Annotated in this window: 12 protein-coding genes; 9 read left to right on the forward strand and 3 right to left on the reverse strand. The window is 54.8% G+C overall.

Annotated features, from left to right (window positions below):
• Positions 1 to 444: 444 nt before the first annotated feature.
• The 9 genes from bcsO (at position 445) to AC6HVW_RS08445 (ending at position 14,850) form a co-directional block, all read left to right on the forward strand.
• Positions 445 to 978 carry a cellulose biosynthesis protein BcsO gene (gene bcsO / locus AC6HVW_RS08405; RefSeq protein ID WP_071683264.1) on the forward strand — a complete coding sequence of 178 codons (534 nt, stop codon included), beginning with the start codon at positions 445 to 447 and terminating at the stop codon, positions 976 to 978.
• Positions 969 to 1,775 carry a cellulose biosynthesis protein BcsQ gene (gene bcsQ / locus AC6HVW_RS08410; RefSeq protein WP_071683265.1) on the forward strand — a complete coding sequence of 269 codons (807 nt, stop codon included), beginning with the start codon at positions 969 to 971 and terminating at the stop codon, positions 1,773 to 1,775. Before bcsO ends, bcsQ begins: the two co-directional genes overlap by 10 nt.
• A gap of 17 nt (positions 1,776 to 1,792) precedes the next feature.
• Positions 1,793 to 3,904, forward strand: a complete 2,112-nt coding sequence (bcsA, locus tag AC6HVW_RS08415; protein ID WP_071683266.1) for a UDP-forming cellulose synthase catalytic subunit — start codon at positions 1,793 to 1,795, stop codon at positions 3,902 to 3,904.
• Positions 3,901 to 6,339 carry a cellulose biosynthesis cyclic di-GMP-binding regulatory protein BcsB gene (gene bcsB / locus AC6HVW_RS08420; RefSeq protein WP_222436372.1) on the forward strand — a complete coding sequence of 813 codons (2,439 nt, stop codon included), beginning with the start codon at positions 3,901 to 3,903 and terminating at the stop codon, positions 6,337 to 6,339. Before bcsA ends, bcsB begins: the two co-directional genes overlap by 4 nt.
• Positions 6,340 to 6,375: 36 nt before the next feature.
• A complete protein-coding gene (locus AC6HVW_RS08425; protein ID WP_071683267.1) occupies positions 6,376 to 10,365 on the forward strand; it encodes a cellulose biosynthesis protein BcsC in 3,990 nt (1,329 codons plus the stop codon).
• A gap of 2 nt (positions 10,366 to 10,367) precedes the next feature.
• On the forward strand, positions 10,368 to 10,853 hold the full coding sequence (bcsD, locus tag AC6HVW_RS08430; protein ID WP_071683268.1) for a cellulose biosynthesis protein BcsD: 486 nt from the start codon (positions 10,368 to 10,370) through the stop codon (positions 10,851 to 10,853).
• 59 nt (positions 10,854 to 10,912) lie between these two features.
• Entirely contained in the window at positions 10,913 to 11,914 is a 1,002-nt protein-coding gene (locus tag AC6HVW_RS08435) for a family 8 glycosyl hydrolase (protein ID WP_254698895.1), read from the forward strand.
• 381 nt (positions 11,915 to 12,295) lie between these two features.
• The gene (gene rlmF / locus AC6HVW_RS08440) at positions 12,296 to 13,261 is read left to right on the forward strand and encodes a 23S rRNA (adenine(1618)-N(6))-methyltransferase RlmF (protein ID WP_175415611.1); all 966 of its coding nucleotides are present in this window, start codon (positions 12,296 to 12,298) and stop codon (positions 13,259 to 13,261) included.
• Between the two features lie 284 nt (positions 13,262 to 13,545).
• Positions 13,546 to 14,850: a methyl-accepting chemotaxis protein gene (locus AC6HVW_RS08445; protein ID WP_071683269.1), complete on the forward strand. Its 1,305-nt coding sequence runs from the start codon at positions 13,546 to 13,548 to the stop codon at positions 14,848 to 14,850.
• Positions 14,851 to 14,969: 119 nt separating this feature from the next.
• On the opposite strand, the gene glnQ is transcribed toward AC6HVW_RS08445, so the two are convergent.
• From glnQ to glnH, 3 genes are all read right to left on the reverse strand, one after another.
• Positions 14,970 to 15,692 (reverse strand): glutamine ABC transporter ATP-binding protein GlnQ, encoded by a 723-nt coding sequence (gene glnQ, locus AC6HVW_RS08450; RefSeq protein ID WP_021180508.1) that lies wholly within the window; start codon positions 15,690 to 15,692, stop codon positions 14,970 to 14,972.
• Positions 15,689 to 16,348 carry a glutamine ABC transporter permease GlnP gene (gene glnP, locus AC6HVW_RS08455; protein WP_021805129.1) on the reverse strand — a complete coding sequence of 220 codons (660 nt, stop codon included), beginning with the start codon at positions 16,346 to 16,348 and terminating at the stop codon, positions 15,689 to 15,691. The genes glnQ and glnP overlap by 4 nt, the downstream gene beginning before the upstream one ends.
• A 114-nt stretch (positions 16,349 to 16,462) precedes the next feature.
• Positions 16,463 to 17,206, reverse strand: a complete 744-nt coding sequence (gene glnH / locus AC6HVW_RS08460) for a glutamine ABC transporter substrate-binding protein GlnH (protein WP_021805128.1) — start codon at positions 17,204 to 17,206, stop codon at positions 16,463 to 16,465.
• Positions 17,207 to 17,473: the final 267 nt, after the last annotated feature.

Consider the following 17,473-nt stretch of genomic DNA (forward strand, 5'->3'; position numbering starts at 1 on the left):
TCTGCCTTATTAATTTCTATTACCAGGGGCGAATACCTTTGCCCCGAGTATTTATCACTGTTGTCGGGGTTATTTTTAGTAAAAAAAATCTTAAATGACAGGCTATAAATTACTAACCACTTAAATTATGGCATAAGCTGGTGGGATATGTGATAAATCGGGGTAAAAGCGTTTAAAACTCAGGTGTATAACTTTAAAGAAGTAGATTACACTCAACTCATCAGCTTTGGGGTCTTGCATGACTTTCCATCGATGACGGAGGTTTTCTCCGTCTTGGTTGTAAAAAAGGACTTGTAAGCTACTCTATCTAAACCATAAGAAGAGAAGCGCTTAAAATACATAGACGGTTTTTTATTATGTATTTGGGTTATAGATCACGTTATTTTACATTCGTGATTTTTATGTATTCATGCGGTGCCAAGTGTAATCTTATAGGTCTGGATTATGAGCAAATATGATGATGTGCAAGGGTTTAAAGATAAGACGAATCTGAAAGATATTGATTATAAAGAATTTCCTCGCGACGATGTGGCATCGGCCCCGCACCGCTGGTCTATTGTTGATCAGGTGGCTGGTAATGGTGGCATCCCTACCAGCAGCTCGCAGCCAACGCCGATCACTAGTACGGATCTCTCTTCCAATGCACCTTTAGGGTTCGAGCCTCCTGCGCAATCCAAGACGGTGATAACAGAAAATACCGCCTTGCCCGGCCACATTCCTCATAATTTCGATCGTTTTGCTCCACCGGTGGAGTCTAAACTCACCAAAACCGCCCAGCCGGAAAGCCCGCGTGCCGTTCTTGCTCAGGGTAACCCTTTTAATTCCCCAGCAAGCGTTCCGCCGTCCGCTCCGCAGCCAGAGAACCAACGTTTTAAGCAGATGTTCAGCAAGAAAACGTCCTCTGCCGGTGATGTGATGGATGCTGGTCGTAATACATTACTCAAACCACTTTTAGAGTCTATTGCCTCATGCCGTTAGTCTGTGTTTGTTCTCCGAAAGGAGGGGTAGGGAAAACCACGGTTACTGCTAATCTGGCTTACGCATTGGCCCGTAGCGGCAGTAAGGTGTTGGTGGTCGACTTCGACACGCAGAATGCGTTAAGGCTGCATTTTGGCGTGCCCATTTCCGATAACCGAGGTTTTGTTGCCCAGTCGGCAAGTTTATCCGATTGGAGCCAGTTTATTCTCAAAGTTGGGCCGAACCTGTTTGTTTTACCTTACGGTGACGTTACCGATGAGCAGCGCCTTCAGTTCGATGACAATTTGCTCAATGAGCCCATGTTTATTCAACGTGGCCTGAGTGCGGTGCTGAAGATCCCCGGCATGGTAGTGATCGCCGATATGCCGCCGGGGCGCAACGCGGCAGTGCAGGCCATGCAGGCCGCGGCGGACATGCGCATTATGGTGTTGCTGGCCGATACCGCGTCGCTCAGTTTATTGCCCACAATTGAGCAGCATAAGTTTATGAGTGCGCCCGCCAGCAATGAAATTGGCGAGTATTACGTGGTAAACCAGAGTGACATGCGGCGCACCCTGAGCAGGGACGTGACGCAATTCTTCGAGCAGCGTTTGCAAGACAAACTGCTGGGAACCATCCACCGCGATGAGTGTGTTCCAGAGGCCAACGCATCGCAACGGGCGATCATGGATATAAGCCCGGTGTCGGCCGCTGCATTTGATATTGAGCAGATCAGTAAAAAGGTCGCAGTAATTTTAGGGCTTAGTGTTGGAGATGGGACGTATCATCATACTACGTCTATTTATGGCTCTTCGTAAGGATTGTCTGGTTGGTTATGAATAAAATACTCTTTTATTTCTTACTGCTGTTGGCCTTACCTTTTATCCTGTTGATTATCATTGCCCCCATGAGCAGTGATAATCAGTATATCTTTGGCCTGATCTGCATTGCGATCGTATTTATTTTAGGGGTAAGTAAAAGCAAAAAAGTTACCCTGGTAATGATTGTGATGTCGACCCTGATGTCATTACGTTACATCTACTGGCGCGCGACAGAAACCCTGCATTTCAACAGTACTCTGGAGGCTGTGCTAGGTATTGCCCTGTTTATCACCGAGCTGTATGCCCTGGTGATATTGCTGTTTGGTTATATTCAGACCACCTGGTCATTAAAACGCACTATTGAACCGCTGCCCGACGACACGTCGCTATGGCCAACGGTAGATGTCTATATTCCTACTTACAACGAAAGTATGGACGTGGTGCGCGATACCATCCTGGCAGCACAGTGCATTGACTATCCGAAAGACAAAATGAAAATCTACGTGCTGGATGACGGCAAACGTAATGAGTTTGCCGTATTCTGTGCCGATGCGGGCGTAGGCTATATTACCCGCAACAATAACCACCATGCCAAAGCTGGCAATCTGAATAACGCGATGAAAGTGACTCACGGCGAATTGATCACCGTGTTTGACTGCGATCACGTGGCAACCCGCGCCTTCTTGCAGGCGACGGTCGGCAGCTTCCTGGTGGATGAGCGCCTGGCGTTGATCCAGACCCCGCACTACTTCTATTCCCCGGATCCGTTTGAACGCAACCTGTCAGAGGCGAGCAAAGTCCCTAACGAAGGCGCACTGTTCTACGGGCCGGTGCAACAGGGTAATGATAACTGGAACGCCACTTTCTTCTGTGGCTCCTGTGCCGTGATCCGCCGTTCGGCGCTGGAAGAGGTGGGCGGTTTTGCGGTAGAAACCGTGACCGAAGATGCCCACACCGCCTTGAAGATGCAGCGCCGGGGCTGGAACACGGCATTCCTGGCATTGCCATTGGCCGCCGGGCTGGCCACCGAACGCTTGGGGTTGCACGTGATCCAACGTACCCGCTGGGCGCGTGGCATGACGCAGATCTTCCGGGTGGATAATCCCTTGCTGGGGCGCGGCCTGACCTGGCAGCAGCGTTTATGCTATCTGAACGCCATGCTGCATTTCCAGTACGGCTTACCCAGGGTGATATTCTGCGTGGCACCGCTGGTTTATCTGCTGTTCAACCTCAATATCATCGCCTCCTCCGCCGGGCTGATTTTCGCCTATGTGTTACCGCATCTGGTGATGTCGATCTATATCAACTCCAGAGCCAACGGACGCTATCGCTATTCGTTCTGGGGGGAGATTTATGAGACGGTGATGTGTTTCCATCTGGTGATACCGACCCTGCTGACGATGATCTCGCCAAAGCACGGCAAGTTTAACGTGACGGATAAAGGCGCGTTGCTGGACGTTAACTATTTCGACTCCCATATTGTCCGGCCGCATATTATCGCCGTGTCCTTGCTGTTAATCGGTACCGCCTGGGGCGTGATCCGTCTGGTGATGCCGGATCACTATGGCGCTAACCCGCAGGTTATCTGGCTAAATATTGCCTGGGCCAGCTTCAGCATGATTATCCTGCTGGCCGCCATTGCCGTAGCGCGGGAAACACGTCAGGTCCGAAAAACCATCCGTATCGATGCCACTTTGCCAGCGGTGCTGTATTTTGCCAGCGGCGCGGCGATGCGTACCGAAACCCTGGATCTTTCGATGGGCGGGGTCAAATTGAAAACGCCGGACGAACGTTTCCTCAACGATCCGATCGAAGAGGTGGAAATATCGCTCAAGTCCGGCGCCGTCTGTTTCCCGGTTGAGCTTATCGATGCCGACAAGTCGGTGACCCGGTTAATGTTCAAAGAGATGCCGATTGAAAAACGTCGGGAGTTGGTACGGGTGGTATTGGCGCGGGCAGATGCCTGGATCCAAACCAAACCTTTCCCGCAGGATCGGCCACTGCGTTCGTTGCTGGGCGTCCTGCGCTGCATTTTCGAGTTGTTCTATTTTTCCTGGCGCGATCGTCGGGCCAAAAAACAGCAGAAACGGCCTGAGCTAAAGCGGGATAAGGAACAAGCCCTATGAGCCGGGTGAATACCAAGTTGCCAACAGGCAGATCTACGCTTATTGCCCTGGTCAGCGGCCTGCTGTTGGGGATGGGGATTTCTGGTCTCGCGATTGCTGCCGATCCGCAGCCTGTGCCGCCCTATGCCAGCGAGGGTGCCGAGATGCCAGGTTTTCCTACCTTGCCGCGCCCGACAGATGCGCCACCAGCGGGTGCAGTGCCGGGCAGTGCTGAGCAACCGGCTACGCAAGCAGCTCCGCTTGATATCGCTACACCACCGGTTACCGTCTTCAATCAGTCCCTCGCTTCCACGCTCAGCGTGGGCGAGATGGGGCAGAGCAACGGCTTGACGTTGAGCAACTGGCAGCAGCAGTCCGGCTTCACCTTTACCTTACCCTCAGATTGGGTGGTAACGGACGGCAATCTGGTGCTGGATCTCGAGGTCTCCCCAGCACTGATGGGAACCGATACCGAGCTGCAACTGATGCTCAATGGACAACCCTTGAGCACCCAGAAGCTTAACCAATTGCAAGAAGCTAAGGTGAGTTTGCAGGTGCCGATCCCTGCCGCGATGATTGTGGCGCGCAACAACATGAGTTTCAGCATCGGCAACGGCAGCAATGCGGCCATGTTGTGCGAAAAGGGGGCGGCCAATAAGTATTGGCTCAAGGTGCTGCCAACCAGCCAGTTGCATCTGGAAAACCAGGTGCTGAATATCAGCCCGAACCTTGGCCGATTCCCTAATCCGTTCTTCGATCCTCAGGCCATGCAACCCACCTTGGTGGACGTGATCTTCGGCCAGGAAAAACGGCCGGAAGAGGTGGCTGCAGCCGCTATCGTCAGTTCTTATCTGGGGAAAATTACGCGCCATAACAACCTGAACTTCCAGGTGTTGCAGGACAGCTTGCCTGAGCAGAACGGCATTATCTTTGCGCGCCCCGGCGAGCAGATTGGCCAGTTGACTCTGCCACAGGCCGATGGCCCGACCATTCAGATGATTGATAATCCACTGAATCCGGTTTACAAGCTGCTGCTGGTGATGGGGCATAACGCCACCGAGATGCGACAGGTTGCCTATCGTCTGGTCAGCCAGCCGTTGCCGGAGAAAACTGCTTCGCTGGCGGTGAAGCCGGTGGCTATTCCGGTGCGCCAGCCCTACGACGCCCCGCGCTGGATCGATACCAGCAAGCCGGTCAGCTTTGATAAGCTGGTGGCCAGTACTGAGGAACTGACCGTCACAGGCGTTTACCATGACGCGGTGCGCATTGCTTTCCGTGCCGCTCCGGACCTGTTTATGTGGGATGGTAGAAACGTCCCGCTGCAAATCAACTACCGTTTCCCCACCGACAACTGGATCGATGAGAATAAATCCCAGCTCAGCGCCACGCTGAACGGCACCTTCCTGCGTAACCTTTCGGTGAACAAACACGGACTGCTGGAGCTGCTGTGGCACCAGTTTGGCGGCGATATTCGCCAGGAACAATACACCTTGGCCCTGCCACCGTATCTGATTTACGGCGACAACATGCTGGAGCTTTATTTCTCTATCGTGCCGAAAAACGGCACCTCCTGCGATCCGGCGGATAGTAATACCCTCAAGAGCCATATCGGGCCCAACTCGTATATTGATCTGAGCGATACCTACCATTTCACCGAGTTGCCCAATCTCTCGTATTACGTCGGGGCTTCCTTCCCATTCTCCAAGCTGGCAGATTTTTCGCAAACCGTGCTGTTAATGGCGGACAAACCGACGGCCAGCGAAGTACGCATGCTGTTGAACCTGACCGCTCGCTCAGGTGCGGCTACCGGCAGCTCGATTGGCAACGTGGATATCCGCTTTGGCCTGCGGGGCAACGAGAGCGAGTTGGACGACTTCAAGGGCAAAGACGTGCTGGTGGTCGCCTCACTGGCGCAGAGCGCCTTCTATCAGCGGCTGTTGCAACAGGTGCCTTTTGCGCTAAACGATAGCGGCGGGCTGGTGGTGAAGGCGCAGTCTACGCTGGAAAAATTGCAGTCCTACCTGAAAGGTAACTGGCGGACCCAGGGCATCGACGCCGATCGCTATCTCTCCTCATTGACGGACTGGCGTGGATTTTTCAGCTTCCGTTCCGGTTGGGATCCGCAACGGGTGGTGGTGGTGGCTAGCGCCTCTTCCGACGATGGCTTGAACAAGATCTATGGCGATCTGAAATCGGCCCGGATCAACGCCGGGGTGCGTGGCGATCTGGCGGTGATCACCGATCAGAACGGCGTACGCAGTTTCCAGGTTGGCGAACAGTTCCCGAGCGGGGAACTGCCCTGGTATCTGATCTTTATCTGGTATGCCAGTAAACATGTGGTGCTTTTATCCCTGGCTGGTTTGGGGATTTCCGTGGTGTTGGGGCTGGGGCTGTATATTTTGCTACGCAAGCACGCCGCCAAACGCCTGGGGAGAGATGCAGAAGATGAACGTTAAAACACGTCTCGACCAGAAGCTAGACAGGAGCCGCCAATGAACCTATTGCTGAAAAAGAAACTGTATTGGGTCTCTCTGGCCGGGCTGACGATTTTTTCGGTGTCGGCGCTGGCGGATGACAATAACCCGGCGCTGAAAGCCCTGTTTCAACAGGCGGCCTACTGGCATGAAAAGTCGCATGACGAACTGGCCCAGGGGGCGTTGCAGAAAGTCCTGCTGATCGACGAGAACAACGCCGAGGCGATGTATCTGCTATCCCTGTATGCCCTGCAGGGCGGGGATAAGGCCAAGGCCGAAATCTGGCGCAAAAAACTGAGTGCCGTCGCGCCTAACGATCCCCGTCTCCAGGCATTGAGCAGCACCGAAGCGGCTCCGTCGGTCTCCAAGAATCTGTTGGCGCAGGCCCGGCAGCTGGCGGCCAAGGGGGAGTTTGCCCAGGCGGCTGCGGCCTATCAGGCGGTGTTCAACGGTAAGACACCGATCGATAACCTCGCCAACGAGTATTACCTCACCTTGGCGGGGTCACCGGCGGGCAGGCAGGAGGCGATTGATGGCCTCAAGCAGCGGCTGGCTATGCAACCCAATGACTCGCAAACCCGCGTGGTACTGGGCAAGGTGCTGACCTATCAGGAATCGACCCGCCGTGAGGGGATCGATATGTTGGCAGCGATGGCCCCGAACAATAATGAGGCGGACCAGGCGTTGAAACAGGCGCTGCTGTGGCTGGCTCCGCTTCCGGCTGATAAGCCGCTGTATGATGCCTATCAGCAACGGCACCCGGCGGACAAGGCCGTGGCAGCCTATTATCAGCAGAATATTGCTGGCTCGGCTAAAGGCGTTGGGTTCTCCGAACTGAATAAAGGGGATCTGGGCAGCGCCAAGGACCAGTTTGCCGCTATCCTGGCCAGCAACCCGAATGATGCGGATGCTTTGGCCGGGATGGGATTTACGGCGATGCGCAGCGGCGACTTCGCGCAGGCAGAAAACTACCTCACCCAGGCGGCAAAACAGGGCGGCCCACAGAGTGCGCAGTGGGGAGCCTTGGCTCAGGAAGCGGCGTTTTACGCGACATTGGATAAAGCCAAGCAGGCTGCTAACGCAGGGCAATTGGATGAAGCCCTGGCGATCAGTGCCCCCCTGAGCCGTGCCTCCGGGGATAAAGGCAATGCGGCGACGCTGTTCCGGGCCGATCTGGCTCGTAAGAAAGGGGATTTCACGGCGTCTGAGCAGATGTATCGCGGCTTGTTGACGCAAAATCCGCAGAATAATGATGCCAGGCTGGGGCTGTATTATCTGTTGCAGCAACAGCGTGACAAAGGCGCGGAAGCTGCGCAGATACTGCAAACTATTCCAGCCGAACAACGGCCTAAAGTCGCGCAGGCGGTGGTGGGGGTGAATGTCGATCCCCAGCGCAGGCAGGCCGAGGCCGCCATGCAGAATGGCGATCCGCAGCGAGCGATGATGATCCTGCAACAGGCGCTGGAAAAGCAGCCATCGAACGTTTGGGTGCGGCTGGATATGGCTCGCATCCTCAATAAACAGGGGCAAGAGTTGCAGGCGCAAACCTTGATCTCTCCGCTGATGCAGGTTGGCGCTTCGCCAGACAGCCTGTACGCGGCAGCGCTGTTTGCCTCAGAACGTAACGACTGGCTGAACGTGTCCACCCTGATGGCGCGTATCCCGCAAGGGAGGCAGAGCAGCAGCATGCGGGCTCTGGCGGCCACTGCGTCGGCCAACCAGCAGCGGGCCAGCGCAGAAAGTTATCTTCGCCAGGGCAATACCACCAGCGCAGCGGTCATCTTGCGGCAACTGGCACAGAAGCCGCCGACTGAACCCGCAGCCCTTGGGGAACTGGCAAAAGATTTGATGACGGTGGGGGACACCTCAACGGCGGTCCAACTGGTGCGTGACAACATGCGCCTCGGGGTTAAAGGCAATGCGGGCGATTACGCGGCCCAGATCGCGGTGCTCAATCAGGCCGGATTAAGCCAGGAGGCCGATGCCTGGCTGAATAACCCGGCGCTGCGGGCGCGCAGTTCAATCCGCGAGATTGGCCAACTGCGCAACGGCAGCGTGATCAATGAGGCGGATAAACTGCGTTTACAAGGGCAGTACAGCGCCGCGTATGACAAGCTGATCGGCGCGCTGCAAAACGATCCGCAAAATACCGATATTATGCTGGCGATGGGGCGGCTCTATCAGTCTGGCAACATGAACAAAGAGGCCGGGCAGGTTTACAACTACCTGCTCAGCCGTGACAGCCTGAACCAGGGGGCGCGCGAAGGTGCCGTCGGGGTCGCATTATCAGAAGGCGATGTCGATCGGGCCAAACAGTTGCTGCGCGGCTTGCCTGCGCTTAAAACGCCGGATCAGTTGCTGCTGGCGGCACGCGTTGCTCAAGCGGACGGTAACTATCCGCAGGCGATGGTGTTTCTGCGCGAGGCGAAAAACCGGGTCAATGGCGTAACAGGTGCGCCAGGCGGTGGGCCGGCAGTGATTGGCGGTTTGCGGCTGGCGGATAATCCGTTTGTCGCGCAGAGCACGGCATCGTCGAGCGTGAATACCTCCTCCTCGGCTTACGGTGAGGTGCTGCCTTGGCAGGTTGCTGCCCCGGGTTACGCCAGAGCTCCTGCGGCGGTGGTGAAAAACCCGACCTTGCAGCAGATTGATAAGTTGATGGATGAGGTGCAGGACAAGACTGCCACTTGGGTACAGGGAAACATTTCTCTGCGCGATAACAGCAGTGGTGAAAATGGCCTGAGTAATATCACGGAAGTGAGAAGCCCGATCACTCTGTCAGGCATGCCGTTCGATAATGGCAGGCTCAGTGTTGATGTGACGCCAGTGATGCTGAAATCTGGTACGCCATCCGACAGCGCCAACAGCCGTTTTGGTACCGGGGCGCTGCAACAGGCCAGGGCTATCGAGGCCGCAACTCAGGCCTCCGTCATTGCCTCACAGAACTCGATTGCTGCTGCACAGGCCGCCGATCTGCGCTATCAGCAACTGCATGCCACCCGCGATAGCCTGTGTTCTATTGACGCCACTTCGCCAGAGTGCGCCGCCGCCACGGTGGCGCAAGATCAGGCCTTTAACGAAAGGCAGACGCTGGCGGGCCTGGTGACGCAGCCGAAAACCTTTGGCCCTAACGATATCTATGCCGACTCACCGGGACAGCAGCAAGATACCGGGGTTGAACTGGCATTAGCGTTAAGCGGCGACAGCTATAAGCTGGACGTGGGCAGTACGCCAATGGGCAGCGGCATCAGTTCGGTGGTGGGTGGCGTGAAATGGTCACCCAAGCTGACCGAGCACTCAACGCTGGATATGACGCTTGAACGCCGCGCGGTAAAAGATAGCCTGCTCTCCTATGTCGGGACCGAAGATACCATCACAGGCAAGAAATGGGGGGCGGTGACCAAAAACGGCGGCGGCGTAAATCTTGGATACGATGATGGCGTGCTCGGAGCTTACGGTGGCGCGGGATATTACAGCTACGTGGGTGATAACGTGGCGGATAACCATAGCGTGACCGGCATCCTGGGAGCCTACATCCGTCCTTATAAGGATGATGATAGCGAGCTGAAGGTGGGCGTTAACGTCAACTACATGGATTTTGACAAAAACCTCAGCTATTTCAGCTACGGCCAAGGGGGTTACTTCAGCCCGCAGGACTATCTGAGCATCTCGCTGCCGGTGGAGTACACCAAAAAGCAGGATAACTTCACCTATATTCTGAGCGGCAACGTCGGTTATCAGACCTATAACAATCAGGAAAGCCTGTACTACCCGAACGATCCGGAGCTCCAGTCTCAGTTGGAAAGTCTGGTGAGCCAGGGGTACGGCAAAGAGGCCAGATATGCCAGCGAGGACAAGAGTGGCATTGGCTACAGCCTGAAGGCGGGGGGGACCTATAAGGTCACGCCAAGCGTGTTGGTTGGGGGGCAGTTGGGTTATGACACTTTCGGCAGCTATTCCGAGAGCACGGCTTTGCTCTATTTTAAATATCTGTTAGATGGAAAATAACCATGCAAGATATTAACACTACCTGGTATGAGCTTGATTATTATCGCCAGCGTCAGTTTAAGGCGGGTTGGCAGGATCTGATCGAAGTGGTGTTCTCCGGCATCCTGGCTTCTGCTGATGATACGGATAGCCGCGATTTTCTGCGTTTGATGGGGAGCAACCTGGCGAAGAAGCTGCCATTGCCGGAGGCGGAAACGGTGGGAGAGTTGGAGGATGCTCTTAATGCCTTACTACGTCAGTTTGACTGGGGGAGGGTGCAGATTGAGGCGAATGGCGAACAGATGATCCTGACCCATTATGCCTACCCGCACAGTGCAGATCCGGCCAACGAGGACGTCTGGGCACTCTCTTTTGCCACGGTGCTTGAGGGGGCCTATGACACCTGGCTGCTGGCTCAGGGCGGTGAGCCGCATGTTTCCCTGCGCTGGCGCAGCCCGGCTAAAGATAACACCCTGGTCTTTTGCTACAGAAACGAGCAACGCAGGTAAATATGATGACGAAAAGCAGGTTTGGTAGGCTCCGCATACTCCTGCTTTGGCTGGGGTTGATGTTTTCCCTTGGTGCCCAGGCTGCCGACAGCGGTTGGGCGCAATACAAACAGCGTTTCCTATTAGCAGACGGACGGATTGTCGATACCGGCAATAACAACGTCAGCCATACCGAAGGGCAAGGGTTTGCCATGCTGTTGGCGGTCTACAATGACGACCGTCCTGCGTTTGACAACCTCTGGCAATGGACCCGCAACACCCTGTATCGCCAGGATATCGGCCTGTTTTCCTGGCGCTATGAGCCGGGGAAGGCGGTGCCGATAGCCGATAAAAATAATGCCACCGATGGTGATATCCTAATCGCCTGGGCCTTGCTGCAGGCGGGGAAACGCTGGAATGTGCCCGCCTATCTGACCTCCTCGGCGCAGATTCAGCAAGCCCTGCTCAAACATACCGTGATCGACTATGCCGGATATCGGGTGATGTTACCTGGTGCTAACGGTTTCAGGCAAAACGGTTCGGTGATCGTTAATCCTTCCTATTTTGTCTTTCCTGCCTGGCACGCGTTTTACCAGGAAAGCCATTTGCCAGCGTGGAAAAAGCTTATCGACGATAGCATGACCATGGTCAGCAGAATGCGCTTTGGCAAACAGCATCTGCCCAGCGACTGGGTCACGCTACAGGCCAATGGGCAGATGGCTCCGGCTAGCGATTGGCCGTCGCGCTTTGGTTTTGATGCGGTGCGGGTTCCGCTCTATCTTTATTGGGACAAGGCCGACAGCCTGTCACTGAGTCCGTTTGCCAGCTTTTGGCGCGGCTTTGATCGCCGGGCGACACCGGCCTGGCTGGATGTGCTGAACGGCCAGCGCTCTGAGTATAATCAAAGCCCAGGAATGAGGGCGGTCAGAGATCTGACGGTGGGGGATCGGGGGCCGCTGAAAGATCGCCTGGTACCCGATGAGGATTACTATTCTGCCAGCCTGCACCTGCTGGCCTACTGGGCACAGCGCAGCCAACTGGTCCCCTCACCCCAACCCTCTCCCACAGGGAGAGGGAGCTGATAGCCCCCGCTCGTTTGGAAGTAAAGAGATAATCTCAGCAAACTCGATCTCTTCTCCTTGGGGGATGTTTTGTGGCTTAATGATCTTGGACATCAACTAAGGGTGATAAACTTCCCTGATACAAAAGAGGGAGCTGATAGCCTCTGCTCGTTTGGAGGTGATGTGGTCTAGTAATATCGATCGCCTCCTCATCTAAGGTGAGTCACGCTAATTTGAAGCCAACTCGATCGGTCCCCTCTCCTTGGGGAGAGGGTTAGGGTGAGGGGTATTCACCAGTTCCGCAATCTTACCATTTTGGCGCTTTTCACCTCAGCGGCAAGCGCCTCGCCGGGCTTTATGCTATCTTACGCGCCAGAAAACCCTTTCAGAGAGCCCGTCACGGTGGAAAAAAAGAAAAGTTTCCCGCAGCAGAAAAGCGGCCTGCATCCGCGCAATCGCCATCGCTCACGCTATGATTTCCCTACCCTGATCGCCACCTGTCCGGGGTTGGAACCCTTTGTGAAGCCCAACGCCTGGGGCGATATTTCGGTGGATTTCGCCGATCCTGCCGCGGTGAAAATGCTCAACCGTGCCTTGCTGATGCACTTTTATGGCATCGAACATTGGGATATCCCGGCCGACTATCTCTGCCCGCCGATTCCGGGGCGTGCCGATTATCTGCATCACCTGGCCGATCTGCTGGCGACCAGCAACGGCGGCGAGATCCCACGTGGCAAAGGCGTGGCGATCCTGGATATCGGCGTGGGGGCCAACTGTATTTATCCGATCATCGGCCAGCGCGAATATGGCTGGCGCTTTACCGGCTCGGAGACCGATCCGGTCTCGCTGGGGGCTGCCAAGATGATCGTGGCCATGAACCCGACGTTAAAAAATACCGTGCGTCTGCGCCAGCAGAAACAGCAGGACTGTATCTTCAACGGCATTATCGGCGTTGCTGAGCGCTTCGATGCCACCTTGTGTAACCCGCCGTTCCACGGTTCCGAGCAGGAAGCGCGCGCCAGCACCCGCCTCAAGTTGCATAAGCTGGGCAAAGGGGCGGTGGCAGAAAAGCCGGTGCAGAACTTCGGTGGCAAGAACAACGAACTGTGGTGCGAAGGAGGCGAAGAGGCCTTTGTTCGCAAGATGGTGGAAGAGAGCGTCGGCAAAGCGAAGAACTGCCTGTGGTTTACCTCGCTGATCTCGAAAAACACCACACTGCCTGCCATTTATTATGCGCTCAAGCAGGCCGGGGCCGCTGAGGTGCGCACCATCGAAATGGCACAGGGGCAGAAGATTAGCCGCTTTGTGGCCTGGACCTTCTTTGATGCCGAGCAGCAAGCCGCCTGGGCGGCAGAACGCTGGCAGTAATTGCCCGACCGTTGCCGGCGATCGTGCCGGCAACGATTATTTATTCTTTGGTTCCTTTCATTCTGTCTGGCTTGCGTTATCCTCAATACTGTTAATAAATTCCCACGCTGCTCATTAGTTAAAAAAACAATCATTACATAGCTTAATAACCGTTTTTATCCAGTTAATCTGGAGCATTGTCGTGCGCAATGTTCAGGGCGATAGCGCGCTTACTGGCGAGCAATATATGCAGAAAAAATAGAGAGTGCTTGCCGTTAACTCCATCTGCCAGAAGGATTTACCCGATGTTTTTAAACCTCCGTCAGTCAAATAGCCCGTGGCATGCTGAATTGGCAGCCATTGAAGACGCGGTAGCGATGATCGTATTTAAACCCGACGGCACCGTATTACGTGCCAACGATCTGTTCTTGCAAACGATGGGGTTTGAGCGCCAGGAAGTGATTGGTCAGCATCATCGTATTTTCTGCGATCAACGCTATGTCGCCAGCCCGGCCTATCAGCGGCATTGGCAAAAGTTAAATAGCGGCGAAGCTATTACCGATAATATCAGGCGTATTCGCAAGGATGGTGAAGTAGTCTGGCTGCAGGGAACCTATACCCCGGTGTTAAATAAGCACGGTGAGGTGGTGGAGATCATCAAGATTGCCAGCGAGGTGACCCGCCGTATTACTCAGGCTCAGGAGCATCAGAGTCTGTTAGCGGCGTTGAATCGCTCAATGGCGATGATCACCTTCTCGCCAACCGGCATTATCCTGGATGCCAACGACAATATGCTCGATCTGATGGGCTATCGGCTGGAAGAAGCACGCGGCCAGGCGCACAGCATACTTTGTACGCCAGAGTTCGCCGACTCTGACGAGTATCATCAGCACTGGCAACGGTTGGCCCAGGGGGAGTTTTTGACCGGGCGTTTCGAACGCCTCAACCGGCGTGGAGAGCGGGTATGGCTGGAGGCCAGCTATAACCCAATCATCGACAATGAAGGGCGGGTATTAAAGGTGGTGAAAATCGCCCAGGACATTACCCGCCAGACTTTCCAACAGCAGCATGAAGAGGAAATGGTGCGAAATGTCCATCATCTCTCCATGGGGACCGATAAAACCGCTGCCCAAGGGGCGATCATTGTGCAGCAGGCGGTGCAGGGGATGCAGCAGGTGGAGAAGGCCGCACGGCAGACTTCGGACGTAGTCAGCGACTTGGGGCGCTGTTCGCAACAGATTGGCAATATGGTTGAGGCGATCCGCAAAATTGCCGCCCAGACCAATCTACTGGCGATTAACGCCTCGATCGAAGCGGCGCATGCGGGCGAGCATGGGCGCGGTTTCTCCGTAGTGGCTAATGAGGTGCGTACCTTGGCCGAACAGTCCCGTAAAGCGGCCAGCGAGATTGAGCTAGTCACCAAAACCATTCAGCAAGGGGTAACGGCGGCAATCAACAAGATGGTGACCTGTGTGGAACAGGCGGGCGGCGGCGTGGCGCTAGCCAAGGATGCCGGGGAGGTAATCAATCAGGTCAATGTGGGTATGCAGGACGTGGTCAAGCTGATGCAGGCGTTTACCTCTGTCAAACAGAGTGACTTGATCCACTGAGGTTTTGCAGAGTTGCATACCGTTAAACGGGGGCAGCGAGCATGGCCCTGCGGTTGAACATGTGATTGAGCAACATTGCCATCAATAAAAAGCCCCTTACGGGGCTTATTATTATCGCTTCAGGAAACGTGCTGCAAGAACTCGCGCAGGCGTGGGCTTGGCGGGTTGTTGATCAGGTCATGAGGGTTGCCATCTTCGGCAATCCGGCCTTTGTCGATAAAGATCAGGCGTGAGGCCACCTTTTCAGCGAAGCCGACTTCGTGAGTCACGATCACCATCGTCATGCCTTCTTCGGCCAGATCCTGCATGACCTTCAGCACTTCGTGACGCAATTCTGGATCGAGCGCCGAGGTTGGCTCATCGAACAGCATCATTTTAGGCTTCACCGCCAACGCCCGGGCAATAGCTACACGTTGTTGCTGCCCGCCGGAAAGCTCGGAAGGGTAGTGGTGAGAACGCTCGGCCAACCCAACCTTGGCTAACAGCGTGTGTGCCAGCTTTTCGGCATCGGCCTTTTTCAAACCGCGTACGCGGATTGGGCCAAAGGCCACGTTTTCCAGCGCCGTCAGGTGCGGGAACAGGTAGAACTGTTGGAACACCATGCCGGCTTCCTGACGGATCAGGCGGTCGTCCACCTTCGGATCGTTCACCCTCAGGCCGTCGACCACCAGTTCACCGCTGGTGATCTCTTCCAGCTTGTTGATGCAGCGCAGCAGGGTTGATTTACCGGAACCAGAAGGCCCGATGATCACCACCACTTCACCCTGTTTGATATGCAGATCGATATTGTGCAGCACCTGGGTCGGGCCAAAGTGCTTGGAGACGTTTCTAAATTCAATCACAGGATTTTCATCCTTCTTTCCAGACGACGCAGCACGAAGCTAAGCATCAGGGTAATAATCAGGTACACCACCGCAACGGCGCTCCAGATTTCCAGCGCGCGGAAGTTACCGGCAATAATTTCCTGCCCCTGTCGGGTCAGTTCCGCTACCCCGATCACGATGAACAGCGAAGTATCCTTGATGCTGATGATCCACTGGTTACCCAGCGGTGGCAGCATGCGGCGCAGTGCCAGCGGCATGATCACATAACGGATGGTCTCGCGGCGTGACAGACCCAGCGCTAGCCCGGCCTCACGGAAACCGCTGTGGATCGACAACACCGCGCCACGGGTAATTTCCGCAATGTAGGCGCCCGAGTTGATCATGATGGTGACCACGGCGGCGGTGAAAGGATCGATGCGGAAATCGCTAAAGGCCATGGGCAGGGCGAAGTAGATAAACATCACCTGTACCACAATCGGCGTGCCGCGGATCACTTCAATGAATACCAGTGCCACATGGTTGGCGATCCAGCCGCCATAGGTGCGGGCGAAACCGGCAACCAGGCCGATGATCAGGCCGCCAATCAGACCGAGGACCGAAATCCACAGGGTCATCTTTGCGCCTTCTAACAAAATTGGGATGGCGGGCCAAATGGCACTCCAGTCGAATTGCATAATGTTATCTCCCGGTGATCCCAAGCAAGGGGATCAATAAACAACAAAGCACAGGGGGCGGGTACACCTCCCCTGTGCTCAATTAATAACTTACTGGCTTATTAACTTCATCAGTTACTTAGGTTCGGTACCAAACCATTTTTTGTAGATTTCGTTGTAAGTCCCGTTGTCGCGCAGCGTTTTCAGCGCGGCGTTCACCTTTTCACGCAGCTCGTCGCTGCCTTTCGGGAAGGCGATGCCATACTGCTGGGCTTCCAGAGAGTCGCCAACGGTTTTGAACTTGCCAGCGCCCGCGGTCTTGATGAAGTACAGGATGTTTGGCGTGTCGTGCAGCACGGCGTCAGCACGCTTGGTTCCCAGTTCCATATAGGCGTTGTCGATGTTCGGGAACTGGCGCAGATCTTTGGTTTTGATGTGCTGCTTGGCGTAATCCACCGAGCCGGTGCCGCTCTTCACTGCCACCACTTTGCCGTCCAGATCCTGGATGCCTTTCACGCTGTCGTTGTTAGCGTTGACCATCACCAGCAGGCCGCTTTTGTAGTAGCCATCGGAGAAGTCGATCGCTTTTTTGCGTTCGTCGGTAATGGTGATACCGGCCAGCGCCAGATCGACGTTCTTGGTTTGCAGCGCAGGAATGATGCCGCTAAAGTCCATTGGCTTCAGGGTGTAATCCAGCTTCAGTTCTTTGGCAATCGCCGCCCACAAGTCGATATCGAAACCGACGTATTGGTCACCTTGTTTGAATTCAAACGGCACGAAAGCGGTGTCCGTGGCGACAACCAGCTTGTCTGCTGCGTGAGAGCTAACGGCGAAGGCCAGGGAAAGTGCGGCCAGGGAAACTTTAAAAATAGACTTCATGAGAGGAATTCCTGTACAGGTTGCGGATTACCCATTTTTTATGTTGCATTTTGTGCTATGGAAGAATCGTGCCAAGTTTGCAATCATTATAAAAACAAGGGGTTGCGTTATGATGTTGGGTTTGGATAGCCAATTATAATTTTTATGCACCACTTGCGGGCACCAAAATGGTGCAGTGAGACCTTGGTGGTGCAATTGAGCTATCATCAACTAAACAATAGCCGGGAAACAACCGATAATTAACAATTATCGATCAATAATGATAAC

The organism is Serratia sp. NCCP-200 (assembly GCF_059697885.1).